This window comes from Bradyrhizobium sp. UFLA06-06, from assembly GCF_054820065.1.
Genome location: NZ_JADFUD010000052.1, coordinates 1 through 20,987 on the forward strand (window position 1 = coordinate 1; position 20,987 = coordinate 20,987).

Below are 20,987 nucleotides of genomic sequence, written 5' to 3' on the forward strand. Positions count from 1 at the left end.
GCGGCTCGTGATGCGGCCGATGCTGGGCGAGCCGGTATTCGCGACCGTGATGGTGACGATCGGGCTCGCCGTGATCCTGCGCTCCGCCATCAACTTCATCTGGGACGCCTACCCGCACGGCCTCGATATCGGCATGGGCCGCGGCATCGTGCATCTCGGCGGCATCGGCGTGCGCACCGGGCAGATTGCCGTGATCGCGACGCTGCTTCTGCTGCTTGCCGCGATCTGGGCGTTCTTCCGCTACAGCAAGGTCGGGGTCGCGATGCGGGCGGTCGCAGCCGACGACCGCACCGCGCTGCTGATGGGCATCAGCGCAACAAGAGTTCATGCGCTGGCCTGGGCCGCCTCCTCCGTGATCGCCGGCATCGGCGGCGTGTTCTTCGCGCTGTCTTATGATCTATCGCCGGCGATGTTTCAGCTCGGGCTGAAGGCGTTTCCGGCCACCATCCTGGGCGGCCTCGACGCCGTGCTCGGCTCCGGCCTCGGCGGCCTGCTGATCGGGATCACCGAAAACCTGGCCGGCCGCTATATCGGCTCCGGCATGAAGGAGGTCGCGGGCTTTGCCATGATCATCATCGTGCTGATGATCCGCCCGTTCGGCATCTTCGGCGAACGCGACATCGAGAGGGTGTGATGCGCACCGGCGATTACAAGCAGGGCTACGGCGAACTGGTTGCGCTGATCGATTCCCCGCCGGTGTGGCTATGGTCGGCCGTGCTGCTGCTGGCGCTGCTCGCAGCGCCTTATGTTCTGAACTCCTACGCGCTGTCGTTCCTGATGATCATCCTGATCACGGTCACCGGCGCGCTCGGGCTCAACATCCTGACCGGCTACACTGGTCTGATCTCGCTCGGCCATGTCGGTTTCCTCGTCACCGGCGCCTATGCCTATGCGGTGCTGGTCTCGAAATACCACATGCCGCCGCTGGTCGGTTTCCTCGGCGCCGGCGTGGTGCCGGCGCTGGCGAGCCTGATCGTCGGCGCGCCGTCGCTGCGGCTCAAGGGACTTTACCTCGCAATCACCACGCTCGCCTTCTCCTTCATCATCAACACCGTAATCCTGGAGATGCGTTGGCTCACCAATGGCGCGCGCGGCATTCAGGTGCAGCGGCCCGAGATCTTCGGCATCAGCTTCGACAGCGATGCCGCCTTCACCTATCTCTGCCTCGGCATCGCGGGGCTGACGCTGTTCGCCACCCTCAACATCCGCCGCAGCCGGGTCGGCCGCGCCTTCGTCGCGATCAGGGACAACGACACCGCGGCCCGCGTCATGGGCATCAACCTGCATGCCTACAAGCTGTTCGCCTTCATTACCTCGGCGTTCATCACCGGCATCGCCGGCGCGCTGTACGGCATCTACCTCTCCTTCGTCAGCGTCGAGGGCTTTCCGTTCCTGCTCTCGATCGAGGCGCTGGCGATCCTGATCGTCGGTGGGCTCGGCTCGGCGCTCGGCGCGGTGCTCGGCACCATCCTGATCGTGCTGCTGCCGGAGGCGACACGGATCGTCTTCAGCGTGTTCAGCGCACAGATGGACGCGACCTTCACGACCGGCGCGCAGGAGCTGAAGAGCATGCTCTACGGCCTCGTCATCATCCTGTTCCTGCGCTTCCAGCCGAGGGGGCTGGTCGGCGCCTGGCACGACATCAGGCGGGCCTGGGTGCACTGGCCGCTGCGCTACTAACAAAAAAGACGCAACACCATGGGGAGGAGACAATGATCAAAAACCTGGCAGTGGTCTCGCTGCTGCTTTCCACGGCCTGCCTTGCGGTCGGGCCCGCTGCTGCCGCCGATCCCGGGATCACCGACAGCGAGATCCTGATCGGCGACGTCGAGCCGCTGACCGGCCCGCCGGCGCTGCTCGGTGTCGCGGCCTCGATTGGCCACAAGATCGCGATCGCCGAAGCCAATGCCGCCGGCGGCATCAACGGCCGCAAGATCAAATATGTGCTGGAGGACGACGGCTACGTCACCGCGCGCACCATCCAGGGCGTCAAGAAGGTGATCGACGTCGACAAGGTCTTTGCGGTGCTCGGCATCTCCGGCTCGGGCCAGTCGATCGCGGTGATGCCGGTGCTGGAGAAGTCCGGTATCCCGACCGTGATCGACGTCGCGCCGGTCAAATTCCTGTGGGAGCCGCCGCGCAAGAACGTGTTCGTGGTCGGCCAATCCTACGAGGAAGGCATCATCCACCTCGTCAACTTCCTCGCCGACAAGAACCCCGGCAAGAAATGGGGCCTGATCACCCAGGACGACGATTACGGCATCACCGTGCGCGACGGCTTCGATTCCGTGGTCAAGGCCAAGAAGCTGAACGTCGTCTACAGCGGCAACTACAAGAAGGGCCAGCAGGACTTCTCGTCCGACATGCTGCAGCTGAAGGATTCCGGCGCCGAGGTGTTCCTGGCCGGCGGTATCATCGCCGAGAACATCGCGATGACAAAGGAGCTCGAGAAATTGAACATCAAGCCGGTGACCGGCATCTTCTGGCCCGGCCGCATCGAGCCGGTGCTGAAGCTGATGGGTCCGGCCGGCGACGGCATCTACGCGGTCGACTATGTCGAGCCGTTTGCCGGCGAGGCGGGCAAGGCGTTCCTGGAGAAGGCCAAGCCGCTGGTGTCGGAGGCCGAGTTCAAGGGCATCAACCGCTACACCATGACCGGCTATGCCGCCGCGAAGGTCTTGATCGCGGCGATCGAGCGCTGCGGTAAGCAGCCGACCTGGGCCTGCACCATCTCGGAGCTGGAGAAGACCAGGAACGTCGAGACCGGCGTGATGGCGCCGATCAGCTTCGGCCCCGGCGTGCGCTTCTCCAACCAGAAGCTGCAGATCATGCAGGCCGACGCCGCGACGCTCAGCTTCAAGCCGGTGCAGTGAGCAGCTTCCGCAAACTCGTTCCACCTCTCCCGCTCGCGGGGGAGGTGGAACGCATCGAAGATGCGATATGGGTGGGGGCTCTCTCCACACAAAGAGTGTCCTTTGTGGCGATACCCCCACCCCCGCCCTCCCCCGCAAGCGGGAGAGGGAGCAGAGCGCCGTCGCGGCAACGTCGAGCTTCAAATCGGTGAGAAGATGAAGGTCCTGATCGTCTTTGCCCATCAGGAGGCGCAGTCGTTCAACGCTGCACTGCTGGCGCGGTCGGTGGCGGAACTGACCGCGCTCGGGCATACGGTCAGGATCTCCGATCTCTACGCCATGCGGTTCAACCCGGTGGCGACCGCCGAAGACTTTGGCGCGCGGCGGTTTCCCGACCGCCTGCAATATGACCGCGAGCAGAAATACAATCTGCAGCACGGGGCGCTCAGCGGCGATATCGCCGCCGAGATCGAGAAGCTGCTGTGGTGCGACCTCTTGATCCTGCAGTTTCCGCTGTGGTGGTTCTCCGTCCCCGCCATCATGAAAGGCTGGATCGACCGCGTGTTCGTCAACGGTGCAATTTACGGCAGCGGCCGCCGCTACGACACCGGCGGCCTCAACGGCCGCCGCGCTATGGTCGTGACCTCGACCGCCGCCTATCCCGGCATGTGCGCACCCGACGGGCTGGTCGGCGCGCTCGATGTGGTGCTGTGGCCGATCCAGAACGGCATGCTGGCCTATGCCGGCTGCAGGGTGCTGCCGCCGTTTGTGTCGTATTCGGTGAATTTCGTCGACGAGGCCACACGGCACCGCTATCTCGACGACTACGCCGAGCGGCTGCGGCAGCTCGAGACCACCGAGCCGCTATTCTTCCATCCGCTCGCGGATTTCGGCGAGGATTGGCGGCTGAAGCCGGGGATCATATCGCAAACGGTCGGCCAGGTCCGGCCTTCAGGCTAAGAGGCAGGTATCGTAAACGCGAACATGGACAATTGAATCTCGGGCGAAAATACGAAGGGCGTCATGCCGATCTTGATGGCGCCGAGACGGTCGTAGAATTCCACTGCGCGTGGGCTCGAATAAATCAGGATGACACTTCCTGCCATCTTTCTCGACAGTTGTACTGCGGTCTCGAAAAGCCGCGTACCAAGCCGCTCCGCGCGCATGTCGGATCGACAAAAATGCCTTCGAGCAGAATGAGGCCGCCCATGCCCGTAGGTCTCAAGGCCGTGTAGCCTCGCTGACTGCCCTGCTCGTCCTCGGCCACAAAGACCAGTCCGGCCGCGATCAGCGCAGGATTGACCTTCAGTCCCGGCATGAACCGAGCGACGGCCGCGTCGTCATAACCACTGCGCATCGTCGCGCGCACCGCGATCTGGGTCAGTTCCTCGGCTTCGTCGACGCGCGCTGGCCGTATCCGGCTGCATGTCATTGCCGTCTCCAGTCCCTGCCGCAATCACATAGCCGGAGATCACAAGAATTCAAGCCCGGTTGCGCACGCGCGCACTCTCTAGGATACCGATCGCAAGAGCGGACAAGGCTGCGCCGACAGCTTCCGCTCCAGGCGAGGCGTTCACATCCGCTTCGCCACTTCTTCCAGCATCACCTCGGTGGCACCGCCGCCGATCGTCAGCACGCGGGCGTCGCGCACCATGCGCTCGATCGGGGTGCCGCGCATGAAGCCTGAGCCGCCGTGCAATTGCAGACAGCCATGCACGACCTCATGCAGCACCTCGGGCGACAGCGCCTTCACCATCGAGACCTCACGCAGGCAATCCTGTCCGGCCGCCGCGAGCTCGGCGGCCTGATAGGCCAGCGCCCGCGCCGCCGCCGCCTTCGCGGCAAGCTGGGCGAGCTTCAGCCGCACGCCCTGCTGGTTCCAGAGCGGGCCGCCGAACGCCTGCCGCGTCTTCACATAATTCGTCGTCAGCTCGATCGCCTTGGCGGATTCCCCCGCGCAGATGCCGCCGATGCAGATGCGCTCGTTCTGGAAGGTCTCCATGATGCCATAGAAGCCCTTGTTCTCCTCGCCGAGCAGGTTCTCCGCCGGCACGCGCACGTCCTGGAACGCGAGTTCGGCGGTGTCCGAGCAGAGCCAGCCATGCTTGTCGAGTTTGGTTGCCGAAATGCCCGGCGTGTTGCGCTCGACGATGAACAGCGAGATGCCGCGGCTGCCCTTGGCATGCGGATCGGTCCGCGCGGCGACGATCAGGATGTCGCCATAGACCGCGTTGGTGATGAACATCTTTGCGCCGTTGATCACCCAAAAATCGCCGTCGCGCCGCGCCCGCGTCTTCAGGCCTGCAACGTCGGAGCCCGCATCGGGCTCGGTCACCGCGATCGAGCAGACCGTCTCGCCGCGGATGATCGCCGGCAAATATTTCTGCTTCTGTTCCGGCGTGCCGCGCAAGGAGATGTGCACCGCCGACATGTCGGTATGCACGAGGATCGACGAGGTGAAGCCGCCGAAGCTGGAGCGCCCCAGCTCCTCGGCGAACACCATCGAGGCCAGCGGCCCCATGTCGGTGCCGCCATATTCGGCCGCATGGCGCATGCCGAGGAAGCCGAGCGCGCCCATGCGGCGATAGATCTCGCGCGGGATCTTGCCGTCGCGCTCCCACGCCTCGGCATGCGGCACCACTTCCTTCTCGACAAAGCGGCGCACCTGCTCGCGCAGCATGCGCAGCTCCTCGGGCAGATTGGGCTGCTCCGAAAAGTGGAACTCGGTCTCAGTGAGCTGGCGCGGATCCGACGTCATGACGTTCATTGTGGCGCTCTCTCATGGCCTATGTGAAGATGGTTGCGCAAAAAAGCTGCCAGCGATGCGATCGCCTCTCGCGCCTGCGGAATCTCCGGGAACATCTGGAAGACGTGGATCATGCCGTCCCACACCTGCAGCGCGACGTCGACTCCGGCAGCCTTCGCCCGTGCGGCCAGTTTCGTCGCATCGTCGCGCACGGTCTCACGGTCGCCGACCTGCACCAGCAGCGGCGGCAGACCGGTGAGATCGGCAAAAAGCGGCGAGGCGAAGGGATCGCTGACATCGCCGTCTTTGCCGAGATAGTTCTTCGCCAGCGCCAGGATCATCGCGCGCTGGTGGATCGGATCGGCCTCGGCCCGGCTCTGATAGCTCGCGCCGCTCGCGGTGAGATCGGTCCAGGGTGACATCAGCGCGCCGGCGGCGGGCAGCGGCAGGCCGCGATCGCGCGCCGCCAGCATCGTGCACAGCACAACATTGCCGCCGGCCGAATCCCCGGCGAAGGCGATATCCGCCGGATCCAGCCCCTGGTCGCGCAGATACTGATAGGCAATCAGCGCATCCTCGAGCGCCGCCGGAAACCGGTGCTCCGGCGCCAGGCGATAGTTGATCGAAAGCACTTGGCAGCCGGATGCATCCGCGATCCGCGCGGCCAGGTCGCGATGCGAGGCGATCGAGCCGATGCGGAAGCCGCCGCCGTGAAAATAGAGGACCGCTTTGTTGCGCGGAGCATCCGACGGCACGAGCCATTCGCCGTCGACCCCGCCGGCGGAAACGGGCTCGCGCGCCACCGGCACCGAGCAGCCGGCAAAAGCCAAGTCCCAATCGCTGCGCATCTGCGCCACGGTCGTATCACGGGTCCAGCCGCGATAGATCGCGCGCAAACGCTCGATCGCGCGATCGACCGGCGTGATTGCGATATCGTCGTCCGCGCTGCCCATTTCAGCCGCCGATGCCCATGCCGCCGGAAACGCCGAGCGTCTCGCCGGTGATATAGGCGGCCTGGTCGGAAGCCAGGAACAGCGCGGCAGCCGCGACCTCCTCCGGCTCGCCGAGGCGGCCGAGCAGCGTTGCACCGGTCATTGCCTGCAGGATCCTGTCGCCGCCTTTTGCCACCGCCTGCTCCAGCATCGGCGTGCGTATCGGTCCCGGCGCGATCGCGTTCGCGGTAATGCCATAGCGTGCATTTTCCCGCGCGATGCTCCGGGTGAACGAGATCACGCCGCCCTTGGCCGCGGAGTAGACCGCACCGCCTTTTGAGCCGAGCCGCGCCGCTTCCGAGGTGACGTTGATGATGCGGCCAAAGCGCGCCGCCTGCATCGCCGGCAGCGCGGCGTGGGTGCAAGCCAAGACCGAGGTGAGATTGACCGCGATCAGCCGCGCCCAATCCTCCGCCGTGGTATCGGTGAAGAAAGCGTGCTGATCGACGCCGGCATTGTTGACGACAATGTCGAATGGGCCATCCTGCGCCATCACGGCTTGCACGGCCGTGGCATCGCTGACGTCGAGACCTGCGACCGCTGCACCCGTCTCGCGCGCCAGCTCCGAGGCCGCGGCGACGTCGAGATCGGCGATCACGACCCTGGCGCCTGCGCCGGCAAAACTGCGAACAATCGCGGCGCCGATGCCCCGCGCGCCGCCGGAAACGAAGGCGCGGCGGCCATCGAGACGTCCGAATGGCAAGGTCGCCACCTCAGCGCCCCGTGAATACAGGCTGGCGCCGCTCGATCACCGCGGCGAGTCCTTCGCGTGCATCGGCCATCCCCGAGAGTTCGGCGACAGTGCGCGCCTCTTCCGACAGGCACTGCTCGATGCTGGTCCCGGTGCCGGCCCAGACCAGACGCTTGGTCGCCGCCAGCGCCTTTGGCGCGCCGGCCGCAAGCTCGCGCGCCAGCGCGAGCGATGCCTCGGCAAGCTCGGCATCGGGCACGACCTTGGTGACGATGCCCATCTGCAACGCTTCGGCCGCCGGGATTACCGGATTGGTCAGCAGGATCGACATCGCCCGCCGCAGGCCGACCAGCCGCGACAGCGTGACGGAGACGCCGGCATCCGGCGCCATCGCCACCCGCGTCGCACCGGCGAGGAATTTTGCCGATTCCGCCGCGATCACGATGTCGGAGGCGCAGACCAGACCGAAGCCGCCGCCGCCGGCCGCAAAGCCCTGCACCGATGATATGACCGGCGCCTCCAGCCGCAGCAGCCCAGTCACCGCATTCTGCAGATAGGCGGTGGCCTGCCGGATATAGTCCGGCAACTTCTCGCCCTTGGAGGCAAAGGCGCGGACATCGCCGCCGGCGCAGAAATTCGTACCCTCGCCGCTCAGCAGCACGACGCGCAGATCCGGATGACCATGACAGACCATGATGGCGTCGCACAGGGCGCGGAGCAGCTCGGCGCTCATGCCGTTGGCCGCATCAGGGCGGTTGAGCCGCAGCCGCGCGATGCCGTCGGTGATGTCGAGCAGGACGGGGCCCTTGTCGATCATGGCGAGACCTTTCCTAGACCAGGAATGACAGCGTGTAGATCGCCTTGTCGTTGTTGACGAGGATGACCTTCTTGGCGGCCATCCGCAATTCGCCATCGACATGGCGCAGCCGGTATTCATTGCGCGCCGCCCACAGCGTGTCGTCGCGCAGGCTCGACTCGAAAATGAGACTGTTGCTGGCGACCGCCATGTCGCCGTCGTCAGGCTGCTCGTCCATCAATTCGATGTTGGAGATCAGCCGGCGCAGGTTCGACTGCGGCGTCTGGGTGAAGTGCTTGCCGGTCATCAGCTGCCGGACCCGCAGCGCGATCCGCGAGCGGTTGTCGTAGATGATCGACATCTGCCGTTCCGGATCGATGTCGGCGCCGTTGGCCGGCACCCAATAGACACCGTCGTCGGTCCAGAGCTTTTCCCAGGCCTCGTATTGATGCTCGTCCTGCAACCGCGCCTCGCGATAGAGGAAGGCGGTGATGGCACTCATCAACGTGGCGCTGCTCTCGCGCGACAGCATCAGTTCGGCTCCATCAGCTTGCGATAATGGGTCCAGATGCCGCGCGACGGCACCTCATCGGTGACGTGCCCGACCGTGAAGCCGAGCTCGTCCTGCCGCTGGCGCTTCTCGCCGCGGCCGAGGAAGATCCATTCCGGATTGCGCGCCAGCACGCCGCGATGGCAGCGCTCGTACATTTCGGAATCGTCCGCCAGCAGGAAGCCGGCCGGGCCGACCGAGCCCATGGTCTGCTGGCGCAGCCTACGGTTCAGATCGGGCGCGCCCTTGAACTGCAACGCGGTGACGTGCTGCACGCTGTCGTCGACGCCGAGCGGCTGGATCACGAACATCTGGATCTCGGCGATGAACAGGTTCGGGAAGATCATCACATGCGGCGTGCCGTCGATCATGATCTCACGCGCCGCGGTGTCGCCATGGGCGGCCTTCATGCGCGCCGTGTAGTCCGGCAGCCGTTCCTCGCTGGTGCCGAACCAGCTCATCGGCGCATCGCGCTTGCGAAACTCCGGCCGCAGGTCGATCTCGGTATGGCCGTTGCCGTAGTCGCGCGTCAGCGCGGTCGAGGCGCCGCCATAGAGCTTGCCGATCATGCTGTCGGCGACGCCGAAGATCGAGGTGTGCACGAACGCCGGGTGATAGCCGTCGCACTCGTTCTCCAGGATGAACTTCCAGTTCGCCTTGACGCGATGCTTGAGAAAGCCCGCCGTGATCTCGACCTCGCCCTCCGGCGAGGTGCGCACCAGGCGATCGATGGTCTCGGCCGCGCCGCCGAGATGCTCCTTCAGCGTCGGGCCGTCGGCTGCGAACGAGCCGAACACGAAGCCGCGATAGGAGGCGACGCGCGTCACCCGACCGAGCGCGAGCTGCGACTTGTCCTGCCCTTCATATCCGTCCGGGAAGGCATAGCCGACCAGGCGGCCGTCATTGGCGAAGGTCCAGGAATGGAACGGACAGGTGAATGAGCGCGCATTGCCGCGCTCATAGGAGCAGACCTGGTTGCCGCGATGCGAGCAGCGATTGAGCAGCAGATTGACCTTGCCCTGCTCGTCGCGCGTCATGATCACGGATTGCGGGCCGATCGACTTGACGACGTAGTCGTTGGCGTTCGGCACCTCGCTCTCGTGCCCGACATAGACCCAGGTCCGGTACCAGATGTTCTTCAGCTCGGCCTCGAAGATCTCGGGATCGGTATAAAGCGATCCGTGCACCCGGTCGGGCCGGATCAACCGTTCCCATGGCGAGGCGCCGGTCATCATGTTCATCGTTCCGTCTCCCTCACCGATCGCCTGCCGCCGACGTTTTCGTCGACGGTCAATAATAATCCGAACGACCGTTCGGTGAATTAATAGCACGGGCACCGCGGGCCGGCAAGCTTCTTTCCCGGCGCCACCAATGATTCCCGGAACACTGCGCAAAGATGCAATTCCGGGTAGCCGACGATGCGACGGACTCAGTCCTGCGCCGCGCCACCGTCGCGTTCGCCGCCTGCGATCTGCTGCAGCATCGACTTCGGCGTTGTCGCGAGCTCGATCTTCAGCTGGTCGCAGGTCGCCCGCCGCAGCAGGCGTTCGATCTCGGTCGCGGCATTGCGATTGGCCACACGCGCGCCCTCGCCGGTCGCCCAGAGCAGAAGCTGGCCGAGCCGGCGGTCGCCATCGTCGCGCAGCGCCTCGATCGCGGCAGCGTCGGACATGTCGCCCCGGACGCGGGGCGTCGCTGGAATCTCCGGATGCGGCATGCCGTCAGCCAATCGCTTGACTGCCACGAATGCATCGTCCTGCAGGCGCACCTGCTCGAGCAGCGGCGCGGTCTTCCAGTCGGCGGCGAGCTTCATGCTGTTTAGCGCGTAGATCGCGGAGAACACCTGACCGCGGACGAAATCATCGCTGCTGTTCGGCACGACATGGCTTTGCAGCGCATCGATGATGCCGTCGATCAACCGCTCGAAGGATGCACTCATGCCGCGGCCTCCAATGCGCGCTCGAAGGCCCGCACGATCGAGGGCATCTGGCTTGCCATCACCGCAAGCCGCATGTCGTTGAAACGATCGACCTCGAAGGCGCGCACCGCGCACATCTGGATCGCGGCCGCCTGATACAGCGCATAGGCCTCATAAAAGGCGAGACTCTTGTCCGAGACGGCAATGCCGGAGGCACTCTGATAGAGATCGATCACCTCCGCGCGCTCGAGCACGCCATAGAGCTTGCGGCTCCTGGCGTTGAAGGTCGGCATCATCGCCCAGGCCAGATCCTCGTGGGGATCGCCGAGATGAGTCAGCTCCCAATCCAGAATGGCGGCGATCCGCCCCTGGTGCTCGATGAAGTTTCCGATCCGATAGTCGCCATGCACAATGGTACGGCGCGGCGGCTGCGGACAATTGTCGCGCAGCCAGCGCCCGCCCCAATCAAGCAGCGGATAATAGCGCGCAGTGGGACGCGCGAGAGAGGCGCGCCAGCCGGCGATCGCACGCAGCTCGGCGCGTTCCCCGCCCAGCTGCAGCGAAGCAAATGGGGTCGCGCCTGGGTCGATCCGGTGCAGCGCGGCGAGGATCTCGACGAATTGCCGGGCGATTTCGCGCTTGTGGTCGACATCAAGCCCGCTCGCCGCCCAGGGCGCAGGAACATCACCCTCGACATGCGCGCAGATGAAGAAAGGAAAGCCGACCTCGGCGCCATCCTGTTCTGATGACACCAACGCCGGCACCGGTACGCCGCTGCCGGCCAGCGACTGCAGCGCACAAACCTGGGGCAGCACCGAGTAAGGCGCAAACAGCCCGCTCGGTGGACCGACGCGCAGGATCAGTTTGCGGTCGCCTTCAGCCGCAGTGCGGGCCACGAACGCATAGGTGATCCAGGAGAAACCCGATGATTTGCGGCCGAAGCCGACAATCTCCGTCCGGCTCCCGGATATCCGCGACAGATGCCGCGCGAGTGCTGGCCGCACCGCGTCGTCATTGACCACGACCGGGCGAACGGGCTCCGGCACATCTTGATCGGATCGTTTCGCAGCCTCCGGCATCAATTGACCGACCTCGTATAGCCTTGCCACTTCTCCTCGCGCAGCGCCGACTTCATGATCTTGCCGGAGCCGGTCAGCGGCAATGGCTCGAGGCGGATATCGACGGAACGCGGGCACTTGTAACCGGCGATCAAGGTGCGGCAGTGCGCGATCACCATTTCAGAATCGAGACTCCTGCCGTCCTTCGGCACGACGATCGCATGTACCGCCTCGCCCCATTGCGGATCGGGCACCGCGATAACGGCGCATTCCTTGACGTGCTCGTGCTGGAAGATGGCGTTCTCCACCTCGCCGGAATAGACGTTCTCGCCGCCCGAGACGATCATGTCCTTCAGTCGGTCGACGATATAGACAAACCCGTCCTCGTCCATCCAGGCGCCGTCGCCGGTGTGCAGCCATCCGTTGCGCAGCACGCGCGCGCTTTCCTCTGGCTTGCGCCAGTATCCGAGCATCACGCCGGCGCCGCGGATCGCGATCTCGCCGACGGTGCCGCGCGGTACTTCGTTGCCTGCGGGATCGATGATGCGGATTTCGACGCCGGGCGCCGCCCGTCCCGCCGATTTGCGCTTGCCCGCCAGCGGCCCTTCCAGCGCGTGGTACTCCCAAGGCAGGATTGTCGCCAGCGCCGCGCTCTCGGTCATGCCGTAGCCCTGATGGAAACGCCAGCTCGGCAGCACGCGCATCAGCTTGACCAGCAGCGCATCCGGCATCGGCGACGCGCCATATTCGCAATCCCTCACGCTGCTCAGATCATACGTGCCGAAGGACGGATGATTAAGCATCATGTTGAGCATGGTCGGCACGAACAGGCAGTAATCCACCTTGTGCTCGGCGATGGTCTTCATCGCGAGCTCGGGCTCGAATTTCGCGATGGTCACGTGCGTGCCACCGACCAGGGTCAGCGCGATCATCGGCGAGGTGCCCGCCAGGTGGAACATGCCGGCCGAGTGCAGATACCGCGTGTCTTCGCGGAAACGGAGCGCATAGATCCAGACCAGCGATTCATAGATGATGTTGGCGTGCGACAGCATCACGCCCTTGGGAAATCCGGTGGTGCCGCCGGTGTAGAAGATACCGGCGAGATCGTTGTAGGCGCCGGATGCATCCGCGATCGGCGCGTTCGCAACAAGCTCATCATAACCCTGCATGCCGTCGGGGACCGGTCCCTCGTTCAGATAGACCATCGCGGTGAGCGATTTTGCACCACGCAGCGCCGACGCGATTTCGGCGAAGGTCTTGTCGACCAGCAGCAGCTTTGGCGTGGAATCGTCGATCGCATAGGCGTTCTCGGCAACTGCCCAGCGCGTGTTAAGCGGCACCGCGACCGCGCCCACCCAGGCGATGGCATAGAGCGCCTCGATATAGAGGTCGCTGTTGTGCGCGAGGATGGCGACACGGTCGCCGGCCTCGACGCCGAGCCGCCGCAACCCGCCCGCGGCGCAGGCAACGCGCCGGCCGATCTCCTTCCAACTCCGTGACCGTCCGGCATGGATGGTGCCGGGTGCGTCCTTGCGCAATTGCACCGCCGCGATCAGCGCCTGCGTCAGCTTCATGTTTCCTCCTCAACCGCCATGCGGCCGCGCACGCGCGCGGATGTTTCCGTCGCGCGTGAAGCCGATACGCCGCCCGGAGATTCCAGTTGATAATCCGGACAGACGGTCTATTATTGCACAACCGACGCGACGGGTAAAGCCTCTGTAGGCACCGCCGCCGGGATCAACCAGCCCCGCAAAAGAGGGCGTCATGGGAGGGGAAGATGCGGAAGCCAATCGTCACGCTTGCGGTGTGGGCGTTCGCGCTCACCGGCGCGCTCGGAACAGCGAATGCTCAGAAGGCCTACGGTCCCGGCGTCAGCGACACCGAGATCATCCTCGGCGCCAATGCGCCCTACAGCGGCCCGGCGTCGATCTATGCGAGCTTCCCGAAGACCATGCTCGCCTATTTCACGATGCTGAACGAGAAAGGCGGCATCAATGGCCGCCGCATCAACTTCCTGACCCGTGACGACGCCTATAGCCCGCCCAAGACCGTCGAGGTGACGCGCGCGCTGGTCGAGAACGACAAGGTGCTCGCGATCATGGCGCCGTTCGGCACGCCGACCAACGCCGCGATCCAGAAATATCTCAACAGCAATGGCGTTCCGCATCTGCTGGTGCAGAGCGGCGGCACGCGCTGGAACGATCCCAAGCAGTTCCCCTGGACGACGCCCTACTCGCCGACCTACGTCAACGAGTCCCGGATCATCGCGCGCTACGTGCTGCGCGAGAAGCCGGATGCCAGGATCGGCGTGCTGCTGCAGGCCGACGACATCGGCAAGGACTTTGTCCTTGGCCTGAAGGAAGGGCTCGGCGCCAGGGCCGACACGATGATCGTCAAGGAGGCGATGTATCAGTCGACAGAGCCCACGATCGACTCGCAGATCGTGAACCTGAAGGCCTCGGGCGCCGATACCATCCTGATCGCCGCGCAAAACAAATTCGCCTCGATGGCGATCCGCAAGATCCACGAGCTCGGCTGGAAGCCGCTGATCTTCCTCGGCTCGACCGCGAATTCGATCGCCGGCGTGCTGGTGCCGGCGGGCATCGAGGCCTCGACCGGTATCCTGACCACGACCTCCTACAAGACACCGAACGATCCGGCCTGGGCCAATGACCAGGGCATGACCGACTATCTCGCCTTCGCCGCGAAATATATGCCGGGGATGGACCCGAACGACGTGATCGCGGTGACCGGCTACACCACGGCCCAGCTCGGCGCCATCATCCTGCAGCGCTGCGGCGACAATCTCACGCGCGAGAACGTGCTGAAGCAGGCCACCAACCTCAGCGGCATCGAGCTGCCGATGCTGCTCCCGGGCATCACGATCCAGACCACGCCGCAGGACTACGCAGCGATCACCGAGCGCCGTTTCGCCCGCTTCGACGGCAAGACCTGGGTGCTGTTCGGCGACATCGTGGGCGCCGGCACGGCCAAGGACTGATCCCGCGCCACCCATCCGACCGAACCGGCTCAAACACAAGGACAAGAACAATGCTGACAGCCCAGGACGACCTCATCGGCCACCAGACGCCGCAGCCGTTTGCCAAGGCAGGCGGCGGCGATGCCAGGTTCACCGAACGCTACTGGTACACCGCGCATCCGATCGACGGCAGCGAACTGCTGATCGACATCGGGCTCGGCTATTACCCGAACCGTAACGTGATGGACGGCTTTGCCGGCATCACCATCGGCCGGCGTCAGCACAATTTCCGTGCCTCGCGCCGGCTCGGGACCCGTCCGCTAGAGACGGAAGTCGGCGGGCTCAGGATCGAGATCGTCGATGGTAACAGCCTGCATAGGATCTCGCTCGCCGACAATCCGTCCGGCATCAGCTTCGCGCTCGAATTCAAGGCGAGCTTTCCGGCGGCGCAGGAGAAGCAGAATTTTCGCGAGCGCAACGGGGTCGTCGAGGAAGACCTCGCGCGCGTCTCGCAATTCGGCCGCTGGCGCGGCTGGATCGTCGCCGACGGCAAGCGTTACGACATCGAGCCCGAGCTGTGGTGGGGGCAGCGCGACCGCTCCTGGGGCCTGCGCTCCGAGATGCGCACCGACGAGACCAGGCCGCCGGTCGCGACCCATCGCAATTTCTTCTGGACCTGGTCGATGTTCCAGTTCGAACAGTCGGCGCTGTCGATCTTCATCAAGGAGCGCACGCCGGGTAAGCCGCATTACCTCTCGGGCACCGAGTTCCGCCGCGAGACCGACGGATCGGTGTCGCATCGCGAAGTCACCTCGGTCGAGCACGCGATCGAATGGGCCGACGATCCGCTCGGCCAGACCATCGCTGTGGCCGACTTCACCTTCGCGTTCGAGCGCGGCGAGCCGCGCCGCGTCAGGATGCATGGACTGCCGACGCGATTCTATCTGAAGGCCGGCATGTATGGCGGCCTGCAAGGCTGGACCCATGGCGACGACCGCGGCGAGAGCCATGCCGGGCACGACATCTGGAACCTCGACGATGCGGCGACGCGCGCCATCGCACGGACGCTGTCGGATCATGTCGTCCGGCTCGAGAGCGGCAACGAGACCGGATTTGGCATCAGCGAATACGGTGTCGCCGCCGGCTATCCGCTCTATCCGGGCCCGCAGAAATTCCCGGCGATGTGATCGGAATGGACGGGCAAGGCAAGCGCGTCGCGGAAGCCAGCGAATCCACGTGCGATCAATGGGACAACCGAGCAGCCGAGGCGCTGGTCTCGCTCGAGACGATCGCCCCGCTCCGCTATCGCAGCCGCTTCGGCGACGGCAATCTCAATGGCCGGTCCTATGGCGGCCAGATCCTTGGCCAGGCGATGATGGCCGCGACCCTCAGCGCGCCCGAAGATCGTCCCGCCGCGATGCTGCAGCTCCTGTTCCTGCGCGGCGCCGATCCTGTCAGGCGCATCACGTTTGACGTGGAGGTTCTGCAGGACGGCAAGCGATTTTCCTCCCGCCATATCGTCGGCACGCAAGGCGACGGGCGTACCGTGCTCAGCGCGCAGGCCACATTCTGCGCGCCGCAGCCGGGCCCGCGGCACGCGGTGCCGTTCGCACGACCGGAGGATCCCGAAAGCCTGCCCGATCTGAGCATGATCCCCGACGCACTGATGGCGCAGTTGCGGCCGCTCGGCCCATATTCCCAGCACATCAAGCCCAGCATGGATTTCCGTATTCCGGAGATCGAACGCCAGCTCTCGGCCACGACGGCAGGGCCATGTCTGCGCTTCTGGATCAGATCCAGGCAGCCGCTCACCGCCGGTTCCCGCGCACAGGCCGCGGTGTTCGCCTATCTCTCGGACTGGTGGCTCAACTTCTCCAGCATCGGCGGCCATCTCGACGCCTTGCAGGCGCGCGCGCCGCTCTATCTATCGAGCCTCAACCATTGCATCTGGTTTCATCGCGTATTTTCGCCGGACGCCTGGATGCATGTCGAAACCGAGAGCCCCTGCGCCGATGGCGGCCGCGGGCTGTCGATCGCGCGCGTCCACGACCGTGACGGCGCGATGCTCGCCACCGCGATCCAAGAGACGCTGATGGTCCATCCAGAGGGCGACGCGTAGACGCCACGACGGTTGAGCTGATGCCGCGATCGCGGCTTAGTTGCAATGACGCGCTACAGCAAGTTCCACCGGTGTTGAATCCTGGCAACACCGGCCAACAAAATGAACAAACGTTCAGCTTAGCTCGATCGCGACCACGACTGTGCCGCATCCCTGTCAAATCCTGCCTGCGGGTGGCGCAACAAAAACACTTTGGGGAAAACCTACATGCAGCAGGCACCGCTGGCCGCACGGAGTGCGGAATCGTCTGGATATGTTCTCTACTTCCAGCTCGCCAGCAACGGCACGAGACGCGCGTGCAGTCTGACGATCCAGGCGGAAAGCGCCAACGAGGCGGCGCGGATCTTTCGCGAGAACTGGGGCACGATCGAATCGATGGCCCGCGACGGCGTCAGCACGGGAATGGTCGGCTCTGCACCGGTCAGCCTAGCGATGTCGTGAGTACATCGCGCGGCATACGGCGAACCATACACCTGAGATGTGACAGGACGACGGCTGCAGCCTCGGGCAACGATGGCACGGCCATTTGACGCGCAGACGCGACAAGCAAGTTACGGGGTTCAGGGCTCGCGCACACGCGCGGGCCCTGTCGCGTCTTAGAACGATTCAAATCCATTCCGGTTAGAGAGATTCAAGTTTGCTCCGGTTCTTTTCGCGCGCGCCGACTGCTAGAGGCGCGGCGTGACCAAGTGCGCGTGAATCGGAAGTCCAAGAGTGCCTGTGAATGCTGGTGGCCGGGTTGTCGGCGACCGTCGAAATGCCGCCGACAAGGGCCGCACCCATCTGCTGATCGGCGCAGCATTCCTGCTCACCGATGTCGCCTCCGCGGCAACGCCGGCAAACGCCCAATCAAGCGTCCCGTTGCCGCCTGTTTCGGTCGACCAGCCGACGCAGAAGCGCAAGCCGGCGGCCGCCGCGGCAAAGCCGGCGCAGCGGACGCAGGCGGCCGCCGCGGCACGGCAGCGCAGCCGGAATGCCCAACCGGCGCCGCCGACACCGTCGGAGCGCGCGGCAGCTGCCGCCGCGGTGCTCAACGAAGCCAAGCTCCACTATCGCGCGATGCCAAGCTCAACCACGCTGCGCAGCGGCGCCTCGCCGCTCGACACCTCGCAGACGGTCAACGTCGTGCCCGAGCAAGTGCTGAAGGATCAGCTGCCGCGCAACCTCGATGACGCGCTGGCCAATGTCAGCGGCGTCACCCAGGCCAATACGCTGGCCGGCACCCAGGATGCGGTGATGCGCCGTGGCTTCGGCGACAACCGCGACGGCTCGATCATGCGCAACGGCATGCCGCTGGTGCAGGGCCGCAGCCTCAACGCCGCGGTCGAAAGCGTCGAGGTGCTGAAGGGCCCGGCGTCGCTGCTTTATGGCATCATGGATCCCGGCGGTATCGTCAACACGATCAGCAAGCGCCCCGAGCTCTATCAGCATGGTTCGGTGACCCTGCTCGGCTCGACTTACGCCAACTCCAGGACCGGAGCCGACGGCACCATCGACATCACCGGCCCGATCGGCGATCGCGGACTCGCCTATCGCTTCATCGGTTATGGCGTGAGCGAGGACTACTGGCGCAATTTCGGGCGCCATCGCGAAATGCTGGTCGCACCGTCGCTGGCCTGGTACGGCGAAAACACCACCGTCCAGCTCAACTATGAGCACCGCGAATTCATCACGCCGTTCGACCGCGGCACCGCATTCGATTCCGCGACCAAGGCGCCGCTGGCGATCCCCGCGACGCGGCGGCTCGACGAGCCCTTCAACAACATGTGGGGCACCTCCGACCTGATGCAGGCGTCGGTCGAGCACCGATTGAACCAAGACTGGAAGCTGTTCGCGGCCTACAGCTACAACACCGAAACCTTCAGCGCCAACCAGCTCCGCATCACCGGCGTCAACGCCAAGACCGGCGTCGAGACCCGCAGCAATGACGGTACCCAGGGCTCGCTCAGCAATGCCAGCTACGGCACCTCCTATTTGCAGGGCAATGTCTGGCTCGGCGATATGCGCAACGAAGTGCTGTTCGGCGGCGACGGCCAGTACCGCACGATCTATCGCGACAACCTGATCCGGCAGGCGACCCCGAGCTTCAACTTCTACAATCCGGTCTATGGACTGATCACGCCCGGGACGACGGTGTCCGCGGCCGACAGCGCCCAGACCGACAAGCTCGGCCAGTGGTCGCTGTTCTTCCAGGACACGCTGCATCTGACCGAGCGTTTCGCACTGGTCGGCGGCGTGCGCTACATGGATTACGACCAGCTCGCCGGCAAGGGCCGGCCGTTCGTCACCAATACCAATGTCTCGGCCAACAAGGTGCTGCCGCTCGGCGGCGCCATCTTCAAGCTCACCGACCAGGTCTCGCTCTATGCGAGCTACACGCAATCGCTGAAGCCCACCTCGACCATCGCGCCGCTTACCGGCGGCGTCGTGATCGGCTCCAACATCGCGCCCGAAGAGGGCACCCAGTGGGAGACCGGCGTCAAGTTCGACTTCAACAAGCGGATCTCCGGCACGCTTGCGCTCTACGACATCGACAAGAAGAACGTTCTGGTTTCGCAGCTCAACCCCTCGACCGGTATCGTCGAGTACCGCACCGCCGGCAAGGTTCGCTCGCGCGGCGTCGAACTCGACGTCACCGGCAGGCTGACTGACAACTGGAGCATGATCGGCAGCTATGGCTATACCGATGCGCGGGTGACCGAGGATCCGACGCTCGCCGGCAACGCCCTGCAGAACGTCGCGCTGAACACCGCATCGCTCTACCTCGTCTATGATTTCGGCACCACCCTGCCCGGCCGGCTTCGCCTCGGCGGCGGCGCGCGCTATGTCGGCGACCGGCCCGGCGATGCCGCGAACAGCTTCGTGCTGCCGGCCTACACGGTCGCGGACGTGTTTGCGACCTACGAGACCAAGGTCCAGTCGTTCCCCGTCATCTACCAGTTCAACGTCAAGAACCTGTTCGACACGGTCTACTACCCTTCAGCCAACAGCATCCTGACGGTCGCGATGGGCGACGCGCGGCGCTTCTCGCTCTCGGCGACGGTGAAATTCTGATGAGTGACGTTCGGCGCCCGATCAAGGCTGCACTGCTGCAGGTCCATTCCCTGGTTGGTCTTGTGCTGGCGCTGCTGTGGGCCGTGGTCGGCCTCACCGGCGCGACGATGGCCTTTGAGGACGAGATCGAGGCCAGCCTGAACAGTCAGATGATGCGCGTCGAGACCAGTGCGGCCCGGCGGCTCACGCCGGACGAGTTGATCGCGCGGCTGGCGGCGGCGGGCGATTTCGGCAAGGTCTCGGCCGTGACGATGGTCAGCGATCCATCGGCCGCGGCCCGCATCCGTTTCGCTCGCAGCGAAGGCGGCACGCGGCCGTCCTCGGTCTATGTCGACCCCTATGATGGACACGTGCTCGGCTCGCCGCGCGGCGAGGACTTTTTCGCAACCGTCCGCAAGCTGCATCGCTGGCTGCTGTTGCCGGGCGACGGCAATGGCATCGGCCGCAAGATCACCGGGTCAGCCGCGATCTGCCTGATCGTGATGCTGATCACCGGCCTCGTGCTGCGCTGGCCGCGTCATGCGCGCAGCGTGAAAATGTGGCTGAAGCCGAGTCTCGGACTGCGCGGCCGCGGCCTGCATCGCTCGCTGCACGCCGTGATCGGGACCTGGGTGCTGCCGGTCTATCTGGTGATGACGCTGACCGGCCTGTGGTATTCGTTCGAATGGTACAAGGCCGGCGCCAACTGGCTGTTCGCGCGGCCTCAGGCCACGGCAAACGCGATGCAGTCCAAGCCGCCGCGCGGCGGCGCGGCTGCCGAGAGCAAGGGTGAAGCCAAGACTGAAACGAAGTCTGAAACGAAGGCCGAGGCAAAGCCGCTTGCCTTCGATCGCGTCTGGTCGGCGTTCCTGCAGCAGGAGAACAACAGTTACGGAAGGGCCCTCATGACGCTGCCGGCCGGCGCGGGCACGGCCGTGCGCGTGCGGTCATGGCCGCGGGACTCGTCGCGCGAGGCCGTGCGTGACGAATTCCGCATCGATGCCCTCACCGGCCGCGTCATCTCGTCGGATCGCTACGCCGAGAAGACGTTTGGTGAACGCGTCCTCGCCAGCGTGCTCGACATTCACCGCGGTGCCATCCTGGGATGGCCCGGCAAGCTCGCCTTCATGCTGGCCGCCGCCATGATGCCGCTATTCGCCGTGACCGGCCTGCTGCTTTATCTTTCCCGTCGCAGGCACCGGCGGCTGGCGCGGCAGCCGGTCGGCCACCTCGTTCCCGGCGAATGAAGCCG

Annotated in this window: 20 protein-coding genes; 10 read left to right on the forward strand and 10 right to left on the reverse strand. The window is 65.1% G+C overall.

The window, feature by feature from the left end:
* From IF803_RS31800 to IF803_RS31815, 4 genes are all read left to right on the forward strand, one after another.
* Positions 1-634 (forward strand): branched-chain amino acid ABC transporter permease (locus IF803_RS31800; RefSeq protein WP_461194784.1); only part of this gene is annotated, 634 nt, incomplete at its 5' end.
* Entirely contained in the window at positions 634-1,680 is a 1,047-nt protein-coding gene (locus tag IF803_RS31805; RefSeq protein ID WP_461194786.1) for a branched-chain amino acid ABC transporter permease, read from the forward strand. The genes IF803_RS31800 and IF803_RS31805, both read left to right, overlap by 1 nt.
* Positions 1,681-1,712: 32 nt before the next feature.
* Positions 1,713-2,873, forward strand: a complete 1,161-nt coding sequence (locus IF803_RS31810; RefSeq protein ID WP_461194788.1) for an ABC transporter substrate-binding protein — start codon at positions 1,713-1,715, stop codon at positions 2,871-2,873.
* A 195-nt stretch (positions 2,874-3,068) separates the two neighbouring features.
* A complete protein-coding gene (locus IF803_RS31815) occupies positions 3,069-3,812 on the forward strand; it encodes an NAD(P)H-dependent oxidoreductase (RefSeq protein ID WP_461194789.1) in 744 nt (247 codons plus the stop codon).
* Positions 3,813-3,936: 124 nt separating this feature from the next.
* On the opposite strand, the gene IF803_RS31820 is transcribed toward IF803_RS31815, so the two are convergent.
* From IF803_RS31820 to IF803_RS31865, 10 genes are all read right to left on the reverse strand, one after another.
* On the reverse strand, positions 3,937-4,284 hold the full coding sequence (locus IF803_RS31820) for a hypothetical protein (protein ID WP_461194791.1): 348 nt from the start codon (positions 4,282-4,284) through the stop codon (positions 3,937-3,939).
* A 141-nt stretch (positions 4,285-4,425) separates the two neighbouring features.
* Positions 4,426-5,619, reverse strand: a complete 1,194-nt coding sequence (locus IF803_RS31825; RefSeq protein WP_461194792.1) for an acyl-CoA dehydrogenase family protein — start codon at positions 5,617-5,619, stop codon at positions 4,426-4,428.
* Entirely contained in the window at positions 5,616-6,551 is a 936-nt protein-coding gene (locus IF803_RS31830) for an alpha/beta hydrolase (RefSeq protein WP_461194793.1), read from the reverse strand. The genes IF803_RS31825 and IF803_RS31830 overlap by 4 nt, the downstream gene beginning before the upstream one ends.
* Position 6,552: 1 nt before the next feature.
* Complete coding sequence (locus IF803_RS31835; protein ID WP_461194795.1) at positions 6,553-7,302, reverse strand: SDR family NAD(P)-dependent oxidoreductase; 750 nt, start codon at positions 7,300-7,302, stop codon at positions 6,553-6,555.
* A 1-nt stretch (position 7,303) separates the two neighbouring features.
* Positions 7,304-8,098 (reverse strand): enoyl-CoA hydratase/isomerase family protein, encoded by a 795-nt coding sequence (locus IF803_RS31840; protein ID WP_028339602.1) that lies wholly within the window; start codon positions 8,096-8,098, stop codon positions 7,304-7,306.
* Between the two features lie 13 nt (positions 8,099-8,111).
* The gene (locus tag IF803_RS31845) at positions 8,112-8,609 is read right to left on the reverse strand and encodes an aromatic-ring-hydroxylating dioxygenase subunit beta (protein WP_429028968.1); all 498 of its coding nucleotides are present in this window, start codon (positions 8,607-8,609) and stop codon (positions 8,112-8,114) included.
* On the reverse strand, positions 8,609-9,868 hold the full coding sequence (locus IF803_RS31850) for an aromatic ring-hydroxylating oxygenase subunit alpha (RefSeq protein ID WP_461194796.1): 1,260 nt from the start codon (positions 9,866-9,868) through the stop codon (positions 8,609-8,611). Before IF803_RS31850 ends, IF803_RS31845 begins: the two co-directional genes overlap by 1 nt.
* Before the next feature lie 188 nt (positions 9,869-10,056).
* The gene (locus IF803_RS31855; RefSeq protein WP_461194797.1) at positions 10,057-10,566 is read right to left on the reverse strand and encodes a hypothetical protein; all 510 of its coding nucleotides are present in this window, start codon (positions 10,564-10,566) and stop codon (positions 10,057-10,059) included.
* The gene (locus tag IF803_RS31860; RefSeq protein WP_461194798.1) at positions 10,563-11,591 is read right to left on the reverse strand and encodes a phosphotransferase family protein; all 1,029 of its coding nucleotides are present in this window, start codon (positions 11,589-11,591) and stop codon (positions 10,563-10,565) included. Before IF803_RS31860 ends, IF803_RS31855 begins: the two co-directional genes overlap by 4 nt.
* Positions 11,592-11,623: 32 nt before the next feature.
* Positions 11,624-13,177: an acyl-CoA synthetase gene (locus tag IF803_RS31865; RefSeq protein WP_461194799.1), complete on the reverse strand. Its 1,554-nt coding sequence runs from the start codon at positions 13,175-13,177 to the stop codon at positions 11,624-11,626.
* A gap of 203 nt (positions 13,178-13,380) precedes the next feature.
* Between IF803_RS31865 and IF803_RS31870 the strand changes: the two genes are divergently transcribed.
* From IF803_RS31870 to IF803_RS31895, 6 genes are all read left to right on the forward strand, one after another.
* On the forward strand, positions 13,381-14,604 hold the full coding sequence (locus tag IF803_RS31870) for an ABC transporter substrate-binding protein (RefSeq protein WP_461194800.1): 1,224 nt from the start codon (positions 13,381-13,383) through the stop codon (positions 14,602-14,604).
* A 50-nt stretch (positions 14,605-14,654) separates the two neighbouring features.
* Positions 14,655-15,770, forward strand: a complete 1,116-nt coding sequence (locus tag IF803_RS31875; protein WP_028339609.1) for a hypothetical protein — start codon at positions 14,655-14,657, stop codon at positions 15,768-15,770.
* Positions 15,771-15,775: 5 nt separating this feature from the next.
* Positions 15,776-16,702, forward strand: coding sequence for an acyl-CoA thioesterase (locus IF803_RS31880; protein ID WP_051447766.1), 927 nt, complete (start codon positions 15,776-15,778; stop codon positions 16,700-16,702).
* 207 nt (positions 16,703-16,909) lie between these two features.
* Positions 16,910-17,143: a hypothetical protein gene (locus tag IF803_RS31885; RefSeq protein ID WP_028339610.1), complete on the forward strand. Its 234-nt coding sequence runs from the start codon at positions 16,910-16,912 to the stop codon at positions 17,141-17,143.
* Positions 17,144-17,422: 279 nt separating this feature from the next.
* A complete protein-coding gene (locus tag IF803_RS31890) occupies positions 17,423-19,756 on the forward strand; it encodes a TonB-dependent siderophore receptor (RefSeq protein ID WP_461194823.1) in 2,334 nt (777 codons plus the stop codon).
* On the forward strand, positions 19,756-20,982 hold the full coding sequence (locus tag IF803_RS31895; RefSeq protein ID WP_461194801.1) for a PepSY-associated TM helix domain-containing protein: 1,227 nt from the start codon (positions 19,756-19,758) through the stop codon (positions 20,980-20,982). The genes IF803_RS31890 and IF803_RS31895 overlap by 1 nt, the downstream gene beginning before the upstream one ends.
* Positions 20,983-20,987 lie beyond the last annotated feature (5 nt).

Coding starts and splice junctions, on each gene's coding strand:
- IF803_RS31805 (WP_461194786.1), top strand. CDS start 634: ATGCGCACCGGCGATTACAAGCAGGGCTACGGCGAACTGGTTGCGCTG.
- IF803_RS31810 (WP_461194788.1), top strand. CDS start 1,713: ATGATCAAAAACCTGGCAGTGGTCTCGCTGCTGCTTTCCACGGCCTGC.
- IF803_RS31815 (WP_461194789.1), top strand. CDS start 3,069: ATGAAGGTCCTGATCGTCTTTGCCCATCAGGAGGCGCAGTCGTTCAAC.
- IF803_RS31820 (WP_461194791.1), bottom strand. CDS start 4,284: ATGACATGCAGCCGGATACGGCCAGCGCGCGTCGACGAAGCCGAGGAA.
- IF803_RS31825 (WP_461194792.1), bottom strand. CDS start 5,619: ATGAACGTCATGACGTCGGATCCGCGCCAGCTCACTGAGACCGAGTTC.
- IF803_RS31830 (WP_461194793.1), bottom strand. CDS start 6,551: ATGGGCAGCGCGGACGACGATATCGCAATCACGCCGGTCGATCGCGCG.
- IF803_RS31840 (WP_028339602.1), bottom strand. CDS start 8,098: ATGATCGACAAGGGCCCCGTCCTGCTCGACATCACCGACGGCATCGCG.
- IF803_RS31845 (WP_429028968.1), bottom strand. CDS start 8,609: ATGCTGTCGCGCGAGAGCAGCGCCACGTTGATGAGTGCCATCACCGCC.
- IF803_RS31850 (WP_461194796.1), bottom strand. CDS start 9,868: ATGAACATGATGACCGGCGCCTCGCCATGGGAACGGTTGATCCGGCCC.
- IF803_RS31855 (WP_461194797.1), bottom strand. CDS start 10,566: ATGAGTGCATCCTTCGAGCGGTTGATCGACGGCATCATCGATGCGCTG.
- IF803_RS31865 (WP_461194799.1), bottom strand. CDS start 13,177: ATGAAGCTGACGCAGGCGCTGATCGCGGCGGTGCAATTGCGCAAGGAC.
- IF803_RS31870 (WP_461194800.1), top strand. CDS start 13,381: ATGCGGAAGCCAATCGTCACGCTTGCGGTGTGGGCGTTCGCGCTCACC.
- IF803_RS31875 (WP_028339609.1), top strand. CDS start 14,655: ATGCTGACAGCCCAGGACGACCTCATCGGCCACCAGACGCCGCAGCCG.
- IF803_RS31880 (WP_051447766.1), top strand. CDS start 15,776: ATGGACGGGCAAGGCAAGCGCGTCGCGGAAGCCAGCGAATCCACGTGC.
- IF803_RS31885 (WP_028339610.1), top strand. CDS start 16,910: ATGCAGCAGGCACCGCTGGCCGCACGGAGTGCGGAATCGTCTGGATAT.
- IF803_RS31895 (WP_461194801.1), top strand. CDS start 19,756: ATGAGTGACGTTCGGCGCCCGATCAAGGCTGCACTGCTGCAGGTCCAT.